General features: G+C 71.0%; 15 protein-coding genes. 9 read left to right on the top strand and 6 right to left on the bottom strand.

The features are described from left to right. Window positions 1–78: 78 nt before the first annotated feature. Window positions 79–309 (bottom strand): DUF7455 domain-containing protein, encoded by a 231-nt coding sequence (locus tag Pme01_RS00505; RefSeq protein WP_168113196.1) that lies wholly within the window; start codon window positions 307–309, stop codon window positions 79–81. 279 nt (window positions 310–588) lie between these two features. Then, a complete protein-coding gene (locus Pme01_RS00500) occupies window positions 589–2,199 on the bottom strand; it encodes an RNA polymerase sigma factor (protein ID WP_168113197.1) in 1,611 nt (536 codons plus the stop codon). Window positions 2,200–2,468: 269 nt separating this feature from the next. Here Pme01_RS00500 and Pme01_RS00495 point away from each other — a divergent pair, with 269 nt between their 5' ends. Beyond that, on the top strand, window positions 2,469–3,317 hold the full coding sequence (locus Pme01_RS00495; protein ID WP_373315425.1) for an inositol monophosphatase family protein: 849 nt from the start codon (window positions 2,469–2,471) through the stop codon (window positions 3,315–3,317). A 26-nt stretch (window positions 3,318–3,343) separates the two neighbouring features. On the opposite strand, the gene Pme01_RS00490 is transcribed toward Pme01_RS00495, so the two are convergent. Continuing rightward, window positions 3,344–3,880 carry a LytR C-terminal domain-containing protein gene (locus tag Pme01_RS00490; protein ID WP_168113198.1) on the bottom strand — a complete coding sequence of 179 codons (537 nt, stop codon included), beginning with the start codon at window positions 3,878–3,880 and terminating at the stop codon, window positions 3,344–3,346. 405 nt (window positions 3,881–4,285) lie between these two features. On the opposite strand from Pme01_RS00490, the gene Pme01_RS00485 reads away from it, so the two are divergent. Continuing rightward, window positions 4,286–4,582, top strand: coding sequence for a DUF4193 domain-containing protein (locus Pme01_RS00485; RefSeq protein WP_168113199.1), 297 nt, complete (start codon window positions 4,286–4,288; stop codon window positions 4,580–4,582). 127 nt (window positions 4,583–4,709) lie between these two features. After that, complete coding sequence (locus Pme01_RS00480) at window positions 4,710–5,663, top strand: hypothetical protein (protein ID WP_239087925.1); 954 nt, start codon at window positions 4,710–4,712, stop codon at window positions 5,661–5,663. A gap of 11 nt (window positions 5,664–5,674) precedes the next feature. On the opposite strand, the gene Pme01_RS00475 is transcribed toward Pme01_RS00480, so the two are convergent. Continuing rightward, window positions 5,675–6,202, bottom strand: coding sequence for a DUF3093 domain-containing protein (locus tag Pme01_RS00475; protein ID WP_168113200.1), 528 nt, complete (start codon window positions 6,200–6,202; stop codon window positions 5,675–5,677). A 51-nt stretch (window positions 6,203–6,253) separates the two neighbouring features. Between Pme01_RS00475 and dut the strand changes: the two genes are divergently transcribed. From dut to Pme01_RS00455, 4 genes are all read left to right on the top strand, one after another. Continuing rightward, window positions 6,254–6,790, top strand: coding sequence for a dUTP diphosphatase (gene dut, locus Pme01_RS00470; RefSeq protein ID WP_168113201.1), 537 nt, complete (start codon window positions 6,254–6,256; stop codon window positions 6,788–6,790). Further along, on the top strand, window positions 6,787–7,575 hold the full coding sequence (locus tag Pme01_RS00465; protein ID WP_168113202.1) for a DUF3710 domain-containing protein: 789 nt from the start codon (window positions 6,787–6,789) through the stop codon (window positions 7,573–7,575). The genes dut and Pme01_RS00465 overlap by 4 nt, the downstream gene beginning before the upstream one ends. Window positions 7,576–7,637: 62 nt before the next feature. After that, entirely contained in the window at window positions 7,638–8,021 is a 384-nt protein-coding gene (locus Pme01_RS00460; RefSeq protein ID WP_168113203.1) for an OB-fold nucleic acid binding domain-containing protein, read from the top strand. After that, window positions 8,018–8,686 carry a DUF3159 domain-containing protein gene (locus Pme01_RS00455; RefSeq protein ID WP_168113204.1) on the top strand — a complete coding sequence of 223 codons (669 nt, stop codon included), beginning with the start codon at window positions 8,018–8,020 and terminating at the stop codon, window positions 8,684–8,686. Before Pme01_RS00460 ends, Pme01_RS00455 begins: the two co-directional genes overlap by 4 nt. A 7-nt stretch (window positions 8,687–8,693) precedes the next feature. On the opposite strand, the gene Pme01_RS00450 is transcribed toward Pme01_RS00455, so the two are convergent. After that, entirely contained in the window at window positions 8,694–9,386 is a 693-nt protein-coding gene (locus Pme01_RS00450; RefSeq protein ID WP_168113205.1) for a potassium channel family protein, read from the bottom strand. Further along, on the bottom strand, window positions 9,383–10,051 hold the full coding sequence (locus Pme01_RS00445) for a potassium channel family protein (protein ID WP_168113206.1): 669 nt from the start codon (window positions 10,049–10,051) through the stop codon (window positions 9,383–9,385). Before Pme01_RS00445 ends, Pme01_RS00450 begins: the two co-directional genes overlap by 4 nt. A 150-nt stretch (window positions 10,052–10,201) precedes the next feature. On the opposite strand from Pme01_RS00445, the gene Pme01_RS00440 reads away from it, so the two are divergent. Both Pme01_RS00440 and Pme01_RS00435 read left to right on the top strand, forming a co-directional pair. Further along, window positions 10,202–12,259, top strand: a complete 2,058-nt coding sequence (locus Pme01_RS00440; RefSeq protein ID WP_239087924.1) for an APC family permease — start codon at window positions 10,202–10,204, stop codon at window positions 12,257–12,259. Between the two features lie 72 nt (window positions 12,260–12,331). Further along, window positions 12,332–13,555: a class I SAM-dependent RNA methyltransferase gene (locus Pme01_RS00435; protein WP_168113208.1), complete on the top strand. Its 1,224-nt coding sequence runs from the start codon at window positions 12,332–12,334 to the stop codon at window positions 13,553–13,555. The last annotated feature ends 26 nt before the right edge of the window (window positions 13,556–13,581 follow it).

Here is a 13,581-nt window from a genome sequence, read left to right as displayed (position 1 = left end):
CGAGGGCTAGACCGGCCCCGGAAAAGACGCAGGGCGCCCCCCGAAGGGGACGCCCTGCTGTTGTTGTTATCCGTCCGATCAGTTGTTCATCAGGTCGGTGCCGCGCCAGGAGAATTCCGGAGCGACGGCCACGTCGACCGCGATCTTCGCCAACTGCTCGGCGTACTTGTTCGCGTGATGTCCGCAGAACACGAGTTCACCGCCTTCGGAGACCCGGATCCGCAGCTTGCCCGCGGCGTTGCAGCGGTCGCACCGTTCATCGGTGGCGGGGGCCACCAGCTCCGGCGGCGGCGTGAGGGTTGGGGTCATCGCCATCCTCCTTTAGTCGTCACCGACGAACGCATCCAATACGTTGCCGTTTCACACATCGTTCAACATCGGCCAGGCGGTGAGCCTTCCCGCCCCGGTGACGGGACAAAGGTCACAGTTGAACCTCCGCCTGATCGTCGTCGCCCGCTGTGAGGTGTTCATAGCGTGCCATAGAAACGATCAGAAGACGGTCCACCGGACGGGTGGGTTCGGTCTTGGACGAACCGTGACCGGGAACACACCCCTCCGTAGCCGTTCGGATGATTTCGTACCCGCACCTCAGTCCAAGTAATCGCGAAGCACCTGAGAGCGTGACGGGTGACGCAGCTTCGACATGGTCTTCGACTCGATCTGGCGGATCCGCTCCCGGGTGACCCCGTAGACCTGGCCGATCTCGTCGAGCGTGCGCGGCTGGCCGTCGGTGAGGCCGAAGCGGAGCCGTACGACCCCCGCCTCGCGCTCGGACAGCGTCTGCAGCACCTGCTGGAGCTGGTCCTGAAGGAGCGAGAACGAGACCGCGTCGACGGCCACGACCGCCTCGGAGTCCTCGATGAAGTCACCGAGCTGGCTGTCGCCCTCGTCGCCGATCGTCTGGTCGAGGGAGATCGGCTCGCGCGCGTACTGCTGGATCTCAAGCACCTTTTCGGGCGTGATGTCCATCTCCTTCGCGAGCTCTTCCGGGGTGGGCTCGCGACCGAGGTCCTGCAGCAGCTCGCGCTGGATACGACCCAGCTTGTTGATCACTTCGACCATGTGCACCGGTATGCGGATGGTGCGGGCCTGGTCGGCCATGGCCCGGGTGATGGCCTGGCGGATCCACCAGGTGGCGTACGTGGAGAACTTGTAGCCCTTGGTGTAGTCGAACTTCTCGACGGCGCGGATGAGGCCGAGGTTGCCCTCCTGGATGAGGTCCAGGAAGGCCATGCCACGCCCGGTGTACCGCTTGGCCAGCGACACGACCAGCCGGAGGTTCGCCTCGAGCAGATGGTTCTTGGCCCGCTCGCCGTCCCGCGAGATCCACAGGAGGTCGCGCCTCATCGTGGTCCCGAGGTCCTCGCCGTTCTCCTCGGCGGCGCGCAGCCGCTCGGCGGCGTACAGGCCGGCCTCGATCCGCTTGGCCAGGTCCACCTCCTGCTCGGCGTTGAGCAGGGGGACCTTGCCGATCTGCTTGAGGTACGCCCGGACCGAGTCGGCCGAGGCGGTCAGCTCGGCGTCGCGGCGGGCCTGCTTGAGGGCCTCGGACTCGTCGTCGTCCCAGTCGAAGTCGTCCGCCGCGTCCGCGGCGGCCGCCTGGGCCAGCTCCGGCGTCGGCTCGTCCTCGACGACGTCCTCGATGTCGGCGGCGAGCGCCTCGGCGTCGAGTTCGCCGTCTTCGGGCTCCTCGCCACCCTTGGCGGCGTCTGCCTTCTTGCCCCGGGTGGCCTTGGTCGCCTTGGCCGGGGTGTCGGTCGACTTACGTGCGGTCTTGGCGGCGGGCTCGACGTCCCCGTCGGTGCTCTTGCGCGCCACGGTCTTCTTGGCGGCCCTGGGCGCCGTCGCCGCGGTGGCCTCCGTGGCCGACTCGGCGGGCGCGTCCGCGACCTTCTTCTCGGGCTTCGGAGCGGTACGCGCGGGTGCCGCCTTCGCGGTGGTGGCCTTGGAGGCCGGCGTGGCGGAGCGGGCGGCGGCGACGCGACGTCGCCCGGAGGTGGAGTCGTCGACCACGACGGTCACTCCCGACTCGGCCAGCGTCCGGAGGAGCTTCTTGGCCTGAGCGGGGGTGACGTCCGCGGCCTCGACGGCATGGGCTAGTTCGGCCGACGTGAGATGACCACCGGTGGTGGTAGCACGCGCGATCAGCGTATCGGCGAGTGAACGTACATCGGCGCCGGTCTGGCGGGGTGCTGTCACGGACGACCTTCCCGAGGCGGAGAGCGAGCGTGGCCTCCCCAACCAGCTTCGCGCGCGACGAAGCCGTTGACGAGTGGCCGGGTTGTGATGTCTTGGAGCCCGTACGCCGCGGGCCGGGGCGATCCGTGACGCAGGGGGGCAAGCGTGAATTGTAACGCCGATATTGGCGATCGACCTGCCGTGGGCGGGCGAGGTGCTCGATTGTTGCGATCACGTCGCCCGGCGGGCCTGGAAGTATGGTACCCAGGCCCGAGGAGGTAACCATGGAGATGCCATCGGAGGCGCGCTCGACGGGAATGGGACCCGGAGCCTCCGAGCCGCCGGATCCGGCCCAGCTGCTCGACCTGGCCGTCGCCACCGTCCGCGCCGCCGCCGAGTTGGCCCGCTCCATGCGGGCCGAGGGCGTACGGAGTGTGCGGACCAAGAGCACCGAAACCGACGTCGTGACCGCCGCCGATCATGCGGTGGAGCGGTACGTCATCGCACAGTTGCGGGAGCGCCGCCCGTACGACGCGGTCGTCGGCGAGGAGTCCGGCTCGGTCAACGGCTCCGGCAGCCCGGTGCGGTGGATCCTCGACCCGATCGACGGCACGGTGAACTACCTGTACGGCCTCCCGGTGTACGCGGTTTCGCTCGCGGCCGAGGTGGACGGCGTGGTCGTGGCGGGGGTGGTGCGCAACCCCGTCACCGGCGACGAGTGGACGGCCACCCGGGGCGGCGGGGCGTTCCGCGACGGGCGCCGGCTGACCGGCTCGGGCATCACCGACCTGGGGCAGGCGCTGCTGGGTACCGGCTTCGGGTACGACGCGGCCCGCCGCCGCCATCAGGCCGAGGTGCTCACGCGGCTGATCCCGTACGTCCGGGACATCCGGCGCATGGGTGCGGCCTCGATCGACCTCTGCCTGGCGGCGGAGGGGGCGCTCGACGCGGTCTACGAGAAGGGCCTCAACGTGTGGGACCACGCGGCCGGCGGGCTCGTGGCAGAGGAGGCCGGTCTGGGGGTCACCGGACTCGCCGGGGCCGGGCCCGGCCCCGACATGGTGCTGGCCGCTCCCAAGGGGATCCACCGGGCGCTGCACGACCGGCTGGTGGAGTTCGACGCCGCCGGCGGGCCGTGATCACCGCCCGATGAACCGGGCGGTGATCACGCCTCGTTGATGTCGCAGGTGCCCTTGGGCGGTACGGCGCGGCCGGCGGAGGCGAGCGACAGCCTCTGCTCGGTCTCGGTGGCGAGCTTCTTGAACGACGGGCCCAGGACCACGTCGATCGTCTCCTCCTGACGGTTCGGGTCGAACTCGCCGACCGCCTCGTTGAGGAAGTACGAGCGCACCACCCAGGCGGCGCCGACCATCTTCGGGCCGTACCGGAGCACCGCCACGCCCTCGACCGGCTTACCCAGCGGGTCGTTGCTGGCCTTCTCCGGGTCGACCTTGAACTTCCGCTGCTTGAGTTCCAGCGCGACCTTCTTGGCCAGGCCGACCTCGTCGGTCGCGTTGTAGACGTTGAGCTGGATGGTTTCGGCGTCGGCCAGGTGGCTGTCCACGCGTACGGAGCCCTTGGCACAGGTGGAGCCCGGCGTCTGGGTCTGCTTGTCCTTGACGATGCTGACCGTCACGAGCACGAGCGCGGCGAGGAAGAGGGCGCCGACGACGGCGAGGGCCCGGATTCTCGCGATGGTCATCTGTCGGCTCCCCGTAGCGCTGGCTGGCGTCCGTCGCAGTTCGGTCGGACGTGGAACGAAAAGGTGAACCGCGGCGCGGCGTGCGACCGGTGGTCGCCGCCGAGGTTAGCGTGTACGCGCTCATCGCGCGCGAGCAGTCGTGCCCTCCGGCGCGTCGGATGTCCCACCAACCTCAGCACCCCCACCTTGGTGTCGCCTGAATCACAATGGGAACAAGTTTCCGCGCGGAGGCGTACAACCAACGCACGAGAGCGGTAAGGTTCCGCGCTCGCAAGATACATTTCCGGCACGGTCGGCAGGATCCGTGACGGATGCCGCGGCGAAAGTGTTCCAGAGCGGGTACGAAAACCACGACGTCTGGCGTTACACACGGCGCGACACAATATTGGGGAGTGTGACTATCCGATGGCCACCGACTACGACGCCCCGCGTCGCGACGAGGTCGACCTCGGCGAGGACAGCCTGGAGGAGCTCAAGGCGCGACGCGTCGACGCACAGTCGGCCACCGTCGACGTCGACGAGGCCGAGGTTGCGGAGAGCTTCGAGTTGCCCGGAGCTGACCTTGCCGACGAGGAACTGACGGTCAAGGTGCTGCCGATGCAGGCGGACGAGTTCCGCTGCTCGCGCTGCTTTCTCGTACACCACCGCAGCCAGCTGGCGGCGGAGCGCAACGGAGAGTTGATCTGCCGCGAGTGCTCCTGACACCGGCGGCATAGATTCCTGTCGCTCTGGGTAGGAGCGGCAGGAGGCGGCGACCGATCCGGCGACCGGTCTGGGCATCCCGTGGACGCGGGCCAGGCTGGTCGCGGGCGCGAGGGAGGGCGACAGCATGCGTAAGGGTGATCAGCCGTCCGACGGGAAGGAGCCCGGGGCGGGCAGTCCCGGCAGCCCCGGTTCGGGGGATACGCCCCCGGCTGATGACGTCAGCACGATCGATCCCGTCGACAACGCCGACACCGTACGCATCAACGACGTGGACACCGTCCGCCTGGACGCTGTCGAGAGGCTGAACGTCGACGACACCGTCCAGGCGGACACCCTTGATCTCTCCCGCGCCGTCGCGGCCCTGACCGACGAGGAGTTGGACCGCGGTACGCGGTCGAAGCTACTCGGCCGGGTGGTGCTCCGGGAGATCCGCGAACGTGGCGTGAAGGATCTGCTGCGCCCCCGTACCGCCGTCCGCTGGGTCGTCGACGCGGTGACCGAGGCGGTACCGCACCTCCCGATCCGCGACCTGGACACCCTGCGCGAGCACCACGACGGCCTGGACGGTGAGGACCTGGCCGAGCGCCTGGTGCGCAACGCGGCCCGGGTGACCGCCGGTATCGGCGCGGCGAGCGGCGGCGTGGCGGCCGTCGAATGGGCCGCGACGCCGACCCTGTTATCGGCGCCGGCGTTGCTGGCCGCCGAGACCGTCGCGGTCGTCGCGGTCGAGATCAAGCTCCTGGGCGAGCTGCACGAGGTGTACCGGAAGCCGCTGCCCGGAAACGGTCCCCAGCGGGCGGTCGCCCTGCTGCAGGCGTGGGCCAACCGTCGCGGGGTCAACCCCTTCACCCAGGGCCGCGGCGTTGCCGCCGCCCTCAGTACCGCCGCCCGCAAGGAGTTACGGGATCGGCTGTTACGGCGCCTCGGGCGCAACCTGACCACGCTCGGCCCATTCCTGACCGGCGCCGCCGTCGCGGGCTACCTCAACCAGCGGGCGACCCGGTCGCTGGGCGCCGACGTCCAGGCCGACCTGCGTCGCCGCGGTCCGACGGTGATCGAGCTCGAGGCGGGGAGGTAACCGCCGCCGTGTCAGGACCCGGCGATGTCGCCGTGGGCCGTGCCGCTCTCCCCGGCGGCGCGGGCCGCGAGCAGCGTCGCCGCGAGCGCCGCCGGCCGCCGCGAGCTGACCACCCAGTACGGGGTGGGGTCGGCCGGGTCGTCCAGGTGCACCTGAACCGCCCCCTTGATCCACGGCCGCTGCACGACGAACGCGTACGGGTGCGCCGCGGTGCCCAGCAGGATCCGCTTCTCCGCCGCGCCCAGCACGGTGACCCCGCCCACGAACCGTGCCGGCAGCCGGGCGTCGTCGACGCGCAGCTCGCCCTCCTCCACGGCGACCCGCAGCCGCCCCAGCGCCCACAGCGCGCCGGCCGTGGCGGGCAGCACGACGGCGTACGGGATCCAGGTCTTGAGTCCCGGAGCGCCCAGGTACACCTCGGCGGCGAGCAGGGCGGCGAACGCGAGGGCGGGCAGCCACAGCCACCACGGCACCCACAACCGCTCGGCGTGACTCCTCGCCGTGCCGTTGCCTGTCTGTGCAGTCGCTTGTCCCGCCACGGTGCGAGAGTACGACGCCGTTCGGCACGTTCACACGGCAGGATGTAGCGCATGGAAGACAAGACGATTCCGGTGGCACTGCGCCGGCTCGATCCGGACCTGCCGCTGCCGACGTACGCCCACCCGGGCGACGCCGGGGCGGATCTGGTGGCGGCCGAGGACGTGGAGCTGCCTCCGGGAGGCCGGGCGCTGGTGCGCACGGGGATCGCGATCGCGCTGCCGCCGGGGTACGTGGGGCTCGTGCATCCCCGCTCCGGCCTGGCCACCCGCCTGGGCGTGACCGTGTTGAACGCACCCGGCACGGTCGACTCCGGGTACCGCGGTGAGATCCTGGTGAACCTGGTCAACCACGATCGGGGGACGGCGGCGAAGATAAGCCGGGGTGATCGCATCGCCCAACTTGTCGTCCAGCAGGTGGAACGGGCACACTTCCACGTCGTCGACCAGCTACCGCCGTCCGGGCGGGGCGTCGGGGGGCACGGTTCGACCGGTGGACACGCCGGGCTGGTCGGCGACCGGTCCGGGTCGCGGCGCGGCGCCGGACGCGCCGAGCCAGACTGGTCGAGAACGAACGGAGAGGTTCAGTGATCTTCTCGCGGAGGCGCGGGGGCGGTGGTCGCCACCACCGGGTGGACGACGCACGAGGCACCCGGCGGCCCGGCACCGAGCGGGCCTACGACGGGTCGCGACCCGTCGACGAGGCGTCGCAGTCGCCCACCAGCGGCCCGTACGACGTGACCGAAGCGCCGGCCGGCGTCGAGCGCCTCGACCTGGGCAGCATGTGGATCCCCGCGGTACCGGGCGTCGAGCTGCGGGTGCAGGCCGACCCCGAGGGGCAGATCCAGCAGGTCATCCTGGTGGCCGGCGAGAGCGCGCTGCAGCTCGGGGTGTTCGCGGCTCCGCGTTCCGAGGGCATCTGGGACGAGGTCCGCGAAGAGATCCGCAAGCAGCTGTTCAACGACGGGGTCGCCGCCGAGGAGGTCGACGGCCGGTACGGGGTCGAGCTGCGCTCGCGCGTGCGTACCCCGGAGGGCTTCACCGACATCCGGTTCGTCGGGGTCGACGGGCCGCGGTGGATGGTCCGCGGTGTCTACCAAGGCGCGGCGGCCGTCGACCCCGAGCAGGCCGGTCCGCTGGCCGAGTGCCTGGACGGGCTGGTCGTCGACCGGGGCAACGAGGCGATGCCGGTCCGCGAGCCGCTGCCGCTGCGACTGCCGCGCGAGATGGCCGAGCAGGGGCGGCACGCCGACGACACCGCCGACGCGTCTCTGGAGACCGCGGACCCGGTCGGGGTGGAGCCGGCAGGCGCTCGGCCGGCCGCCCCGTCGCCGCGGCGGTCCAAGCCGTCCCCCCGTCCCCGGGGCCGGGCTTGACCCGCCGGGTCATGATTGCGGGGGCGGGGACGTTGCCCACCGAGGAGGGTGACAGCGAGGCCATGGCCATTGAGGAACGGCCCTCACCGGTACGGCGGTTCATGCGCCGGCTGTTCGCCAGCCCCGAAGAGCTGGACGCCGAGGATCTGCAGCGGGACGCCGCGGAGTCGGGCTGTACCCCGGCCTGTGACGTGCGCAGGGGACAGCTGGTCACCATCACCGGCCGGCTGCGTACCGTGGTCTACACGCCGCGGACCAACCTGCCGACCCTGGAGGCCGACCTGTACGACGGCAGCGACCTGATCCGGTTGGTCTGGCTGGGCCGCCGGCGCATCGCCGGGATCGAGCCCGGCCGGTCGGTCACGGCTCGCGGGCGCATCGCGTTCCGCGACGACCGGAAGGTCATCTACAACCCGTACTACGAACTGGAAGCTCCCAGACCATGACGAACCCCGGCGTCGAGCAGACGAGGACCGGCGAGGACGAGGAGGCGCCTGTCCCGTCGTTCTCGGAGCAGATCGCCGAGCAGCTCGGCGGGGTCCGGGGGCTGGTGGAGTCGAGCGTCCCGGTCGCGGTCTTCGTCGTCACCAACATCGTGTGGGCGCTGCGGCCGGCGCTGATCATCTCGGTCCTCATCGGGCTGGGGATCGCCGGCTGGCGGTTGTCGCGCCGGGAGCCGATCCGGCACGCCCTCAACGGGCTGTTCGGCATCGGGTTGGGCGCGTTCCTCGCGTCCAGGACCGGGCAGGCCAAGGACTTCCACCTGCCCACGATCCTGTACACGCTCGGGTACGCGGCGGCGCTGATCGCGTCGGTCGTGGTGCGCCGACCCCTGGTCGGCTGGGTGTGGTCGGTCACCTTCGCCGGCGGCTCCGAGCGGTGGCGCACCGAGCCCCGGCTGCTGCGCCTGTTCGGCCGGCTCACGGTGCTCTGGGCCGCCGTCTACGTCATCAAGGTGACCGTGCTGAGCTCGCTCTACCTGGCCAACCGGGACAACGCCCTCGGCATCGCCCGGCTGGTCCTGGGCTACCCGCCGTACGCCCTGCTGCTGGTGCTCACGGTGTACTCGGTGCGCCGGGTCATGCGCACCACGCCCGAGCCGGCGAACTGACGGTTCGTCACGCGCCTCCGGACCGGTGGCGCGCGGCCGTGTCGGGTCCGAGGACCACCGCCCGTACCTCGTCCTCGGCCTCGGCGGTGCACACGAAGACCAGCTCGTCGCCGGCCTCCAGCGGGTCGTCCTGGCTGGGCACGAGGACCCGCTTGCCGCGCAGGATCGCCACCAGCGCCGAGTCGCGGGGGAGCGGCACCTCGCGTACCGGGTGACCCACGTACGGCGCCGTGGACGGCAGGGTGATCTCCACGAGGTTGGCCGCGCCCTGGCGGAAGGTCATGATGCGGACCAGGTCGCCGACCGTCACCGCCTCCTCGACCAGGGCGGCCATCATGCGCGGCTTGCTCACCGAGACGTCCACGCCCCACTGCTCGGTGAAGAGCCACTCGTTCTCGGCGCGGTTGACCCGGGCCACCACCCGGGGCACCGCGAACTCGGTCTTGGCCAGCAGCGAGACGACGAGGTTGGCCTTGTCGTCGCCGGTGGCCGCCACCACGACATCGCAGTTGGCCAGGTCGGCCTGCTGGAGGCTGGACACCTCGCAGGCGTCGGCGAGCACCCACTCGGCGGCGGGTACCCGCGACGGCATCAGGCGCGCCGGCTCCCGCTCGATCAGCATGACCTGGTGGCCGTTGTCGATGAGCTCCTGCGCGATGGAGCGGCCGACGTTGCCGGCTCCGGCGATCGCGACCTTCATGACTGTGCCCCTTCCGGCGCGCTGCCCGTCACCTTCGTCACGCCCGCCGCCATGTCGTCGGTGACCAGCATGTACACCTGGTCGCCGTCCTGGATCACGGTGGAGGACGTCGGGAGGGTGCCGACCCCGAAGCGCATCAGGTACGCCACCCGCGCGCCGCTGGCCTCCTCCAGGGCGCGCAGCGGCCGACCGACCCACCCGGTGTGCACCGGTACCTCCACGATCACGACCGAGCTGGTCGGGTCGCGCCACAGTTCGGCGGCGCTGTCCTGGACGAGTTGGCGCAGCATCCGGTCGGCGGTCCAGCGCACCGTCGCGACGGTGGGGATGCCGAGCCGCTCGTACACCTCGGCGCGCTTCGGGTCGTAGATCCGGGCGACGACCCGCTGGACGCCGAAGGTCTCCCGGGCCACCCGGGCTGAGATGATGTTGGAGTTGTCGCCTGAGGACACGGCGGCGAAGCCGTCGGCGCGCTCGATGCCCGCGGCGCTCAACACCTGGCGGTCGAAGCCCTCCCCGGTGACGGTCAGGCCGGTGAAGTCCGGCCCGAGCCGCCGGAACGACTCCCCGTTGCGGTCGACGACCGCCACCGAATGCCCCCGGGCCTCCAGGCTCAGCGCCAGCGTCGAACCGACGCGGCCGCAGCCCATGATCACGATGTGCACGCTGGCCCTCCGGACTCCCTGGTGCGTTGTGCTGCGAGCATGGCATGGGCACGCTCACCGGCGATGCGGGACGGTACACCCCGTACCCGAAGGGGGTGGAGATCACCCACCCCGGCCCTGCTATGCGCGTGCGTGGCTACTCTTGCTGCCGTGGCCAGTTCCACCTCCTTGCTGAAGCGGCTCCTCGTCGGCCGGCCGTTCCGGTCCGACCGGTTGCAGCACACCCTGCTGCCGAAGCGGATCGCGCTTCCGGTGTTCGCCTCCGACGCGCTGTCGTCGGTGGCGTACGCGCCCGACGAGATCCTGCTGACCCTGTCGGTCGCGGGCGCATCGGCGTTCATCTTCTCGCCGTGGATCGCGCTCGGCGTCGTCGTCGTCATGCTCACGGTCGTCGCCAGCTACCGGCAGAACGTGCACGCCTACCCGTCGGGGGGCGGTGACTACGAGGTCGCCGGCGTGAACCTGGGCCCGAAGTACGGCCTCGGCGTGGCGAGCGCGCTGATGGTGGACTACGTGCTGACCGTGGCGGTGTCGGTCTCCTCGGGGGTGCAGAACTTAGGGTCGGCGGTGCCCTGGGTGGCCGAGCACGCGCCCCTGGTCGCGGTGGTGACCGTGCTGGTGCTGACCGCGCTGAACCTGCGCGGTGTCCGCGAGGCGGGCACCGCGTTCGCCATCCCCACGTACGCGTTCATGATCGCGATCATCGGCATGGTCGTGTGGGGACTGTTCCGCTACTTCGTGCTCGGCGATCCGGTGCGGGCCGAGAGCGCCGGCATCACCGTGAAGGCCGAGCACTCCGTCGCCGGCTTCGCGATGGTGTTCCTGCTGGTGCGCGCGTTCTCCTCCGGCTGCGCCGCGCTGACCGGCGTGGAGGCGATCTCCAACGGAGTGCCCGCGTTCAAGCCGCCCAAGAGCCGCAACGCCGCGACGACGCTGCTGATGCTCGGTACGGTCGCGATCGGCATGCTGGTCGGCATCATCGCGCTGTCGCGCCTCACCGGCATCCAGTTCGTCGAGTGCGACAAGATCAAGCCCGGCTGCGCCGCGGCCGACCTGCAGATCGTCTCCGCGCCCGTGGACTACGTGCAGCAGACGGTGACCGCCCAGCTCGCCGGAACGGTGTTCGACCACTTCGCGCCCGGCTTCTGGTTCGTCATCGCCACCACCGCGCTGATCCTGGTGCTCGCGGCCAACACGGCCTTCAACGGCTTCCCGGTGCTCGGCTCGATCCTGGCCCAGGACCGCTACCTGCCCCGGCAGTTGCACACGCGGGGCGACCGGCTGGCGTTCAGCAACGGAATCATGTTCCTGGCCGCCTCCGCGATCGTCCTGATCCTGGCCTTCCACGCCGAGACGACGCGGCTGATCCAGCTGTACATCGTCGGGGTGTTCGTGTCGTTCACGCTCTCGCAGAGCGGCATGGTGCGGCACTGGAACCGGCTGCTGCGGGTCGAGCGCGACCCGGCGGCCCGCCGACGCATGATCCGCTCCCGCGCCATCAACGTCTTCGGCCTGTGCATGACCGGGTTCGTGCTGGTCCTCGTGCTGGTCACCAAGTTCACCAAGGGCGCGTGGATCTCGATCGCCGCGATGGCGGTGATCTACCTGCTGATGCTGGCCATCCGCCGGCACTACGACCAGGTGGCCCGCGAGCTGGAGCCGTCGGAGGACAAGCCGGTCCTGCCCTCGCGTAACCACGCCGTGGTCCTGGTCAGCAAGGTCCACCAGCCGACGCTGCGGGCGCTCGCGTACGCCCAGGCGACCCGGCCCGACTCGCTCACCGCGGTGACGGTCAACGTGGACGACAACGACACCCGGGCGATCCAGGCGGAGTGGGAGCGGCGCGAGCTGAGCGTGCCGCTGACGGTCGTGGACTCCCCGTACCGGGAGATCACCAATCCGATCATCGATTTCGTGAAGTCGATGCGCCGGGAGTCGCCGCGCGACGTGGTGACCGTCTTCATCCCGGAGTACGTGGTCGGCCGCTGGTGGGAGAACCTGCTGCACAACCAGAGCGCCCTGCGGATCAAGACCCGGCTGCTGTTCGAGCCCGGTGTGATGGTCGTCAGCGTGCCGTGGCAGCTCAGCTCCACCGAGGGCAAGAACCTCGAGCGGATGGCGCAGAGCCAGTGGCGTACCCCGCAGCGCGGCCCGCGACCGGGCAGCGAGGAGACGCCCCGCCCGGACGACGAGTTCGTCGGGACATGAACGGCACGACTTCCGGGAAGTCGTCGCCTCGGGGCCCCGGATGACCACAGTTTCCCGAAAGTTGTGACGACCATGGATATCGACATCGGGACCGTCCTCGAGCTGACGGTCGGGCCGGTCGCGCAGGGCGGGCACTGCGTCGCCCGGTTGCCCGAGGGCCAGGTGGTCTTCGTCCGGCACGCCCTGCCCGGTGAGCGGGTCCGGGCCGTGGTCACCGAGCGGCGGCGCGGATACCTGCGCGCCGACGCGGTCGAGGTGCTGGAGGCATCCCCGGACCGGGTCGAGGAGCCGTGCAGGTACGCCAAGCCGGGCCGCTGCGGCGGCTGCGACTGGCAGCACGCCACGCCGGACGCTCAGCACGAGCTCAAGGCCGCGGTGGTGCGTGAGCTTCTGACCCGGATCGGCGGGCTGTCCGAGCTCGAGGTCGAAGATCTGCGGGTACGGGTGGAGCCGCTGCCCGATGGGCCGCTCGGCTGGCGGACGCGGGTGCAGTACGCGGTGGACGACGCGGGCCGGCCGGGCTTCCGCCGGCACCGTTCGCACGACATCATCCCGATCGACCGCTGCCTGATCGCCGACCCACGCATCCAGGAGGCGCCGGTGACCGACCGGACCTGGCCGGTACGCGGGGGAGGCGTCGAGGTGGTGGCGACCACCGGCGGCGACCTGACGATCTTCACCAGGCCGCGCGGTGGCCGGCAGGTGCGCCTGGTCTCCGGGCCGCGCATCGTCCGGGAACGGGCGGTCGGCCGCGAGTGGAGGATCGACGCGACCGGCTTCTGGCAGGTCCACCCGGCCGCGCCGGATGCCCTGGCCGAGGCCGTCCTGGGCTTCCTGAAGCCGCAGCCGGGGGAGCGGGCCTGGGACCTGTACGGCGGAGCCGGCCTCTTCGCCGCGGCGCTGGCGCCCGTACTGGGCCCGAAGGGGCGGGTGACCATCGTGGAGTCCGACCCGCGTGGGGTGACCGCCGCCCGCAAGAACCTGGCCGACCTGCCGCAGGTGCACGTCGCGCCGGGCGACGTCGCCGCGGTGATCGCCAACCCGCGCTGGCGCTCGGTGGACCTCGTGGTGCTCGACCCGCCGCGCGCCGGGGTCGGCCGGGAGGTGGTCGAGTCGGTGACGGACCGCAAGCCGCGCGCGATCGCGTACGTCTCCTGCGACCCGGCCGCGTTCGCCCGGGACGTGGCGACGTTCGCCGACCGGGCGTACCGGCTCACCGCGCTACGGGCGTTCGACGCCTTCCCGATGACCCAGCACGTGGAGTGCGTGGGCCTCCTCGAGCCGACCTCCCCCTGATCACCGAGAGCTGTGGGTGCCCTGAC

The sequence above is a fragment of the Planosporangium mesophilum genome (genome assembly GCF_016863255.1).
Lineage (GTDB): Bacteria > Actinomycetota > Actinomycetes > Mycobacteriales > Micromonosporaceae > Planosporangium > Planosporangium mesophilum.
The sequence above is the reverse complement of the archived record's forward strand: the minus strand, read 5'-3'. Positions and strand labels throughout refer to the sequence as shown.

What these genes read in the sequence shown, in the direction of transcription:
- Pme01_RS00485 (WP_168113199.1), top strand. Translation starts at nt 4,286, where the DNA reads ATGGCCACCGACTACGACGCCCCGCGTCGCGACGAGGTCGACCTCGGC.
- Pme01_RS00435 (WP_168113208.1), top strand. Translation starts at nt 12,332, where the DNA reads ATGGATATCGACATCGGGACCGTCCTCGAGCTGACGGTCGGGCCGGTC.
- Pme01_RS00455 (WP_168113204.1), top strand. Translation starts at nt 8,018, where the DNA reads ATGACGAACCCCGGCGTCGAGCAGACGAGGACCGGCGAGGACGAGGAG.
- Pme01_RS00450 (WP_168113205.1), bottom strand. Translation starts at nt 9,386, where the DNA reads ATGAAGGTCGCGATCGCCGGAGCCGGCAACGTCGGCCGCTCCATCGCG.
- Pme01_RS00490 (WP_168113198.1), bottom strand. Translation starts at nt 3,880, where the DNA reads ATGACCATCGCGAGAATCCGGGCCCTCGCCGTCGTCGGCGCCCTCTTC.
- Pme01_RS00460 (WP_168113203.1), top strand. Translation starts at nt 7,638, where the DNA reads ATGGCCATTGAGGAACGGCCCTCACCGGTACGGCGGTTCATGCGCCGG.
- Pme01_RS00480 (WP_239087925.1), top strand. Translation starts at nt 4,710, where the DNA reads ATGCGTAAGGGTGATCAGCCGTCCGACGGGAAGGAGCCCGGGGCGGGC.
- Pme01_RS00505 (WP_168113196.1), bottom strand. Translation starts at nt 309, where the DNA reads ATGACCCCAACCCTCACGCCGCCGCCGGAGCTGGTGGCCCCCGCCACC.
- dut (WP_168113201.1), top strand. Translation starts at nt 6,254, where the DNA reads ATGGAAGACAAGACGATTCCGGTGGCACTGCGCCGGCTCGATCCGGAC.
- Pme01_RS00495 (WP_373315425.1), top strand. Translation starts at nt 2,469, where the DNA reads ATGCCATCGGAGGCGCGCTCGACGGGAATGGGACCCGGAGCCTCCGAG.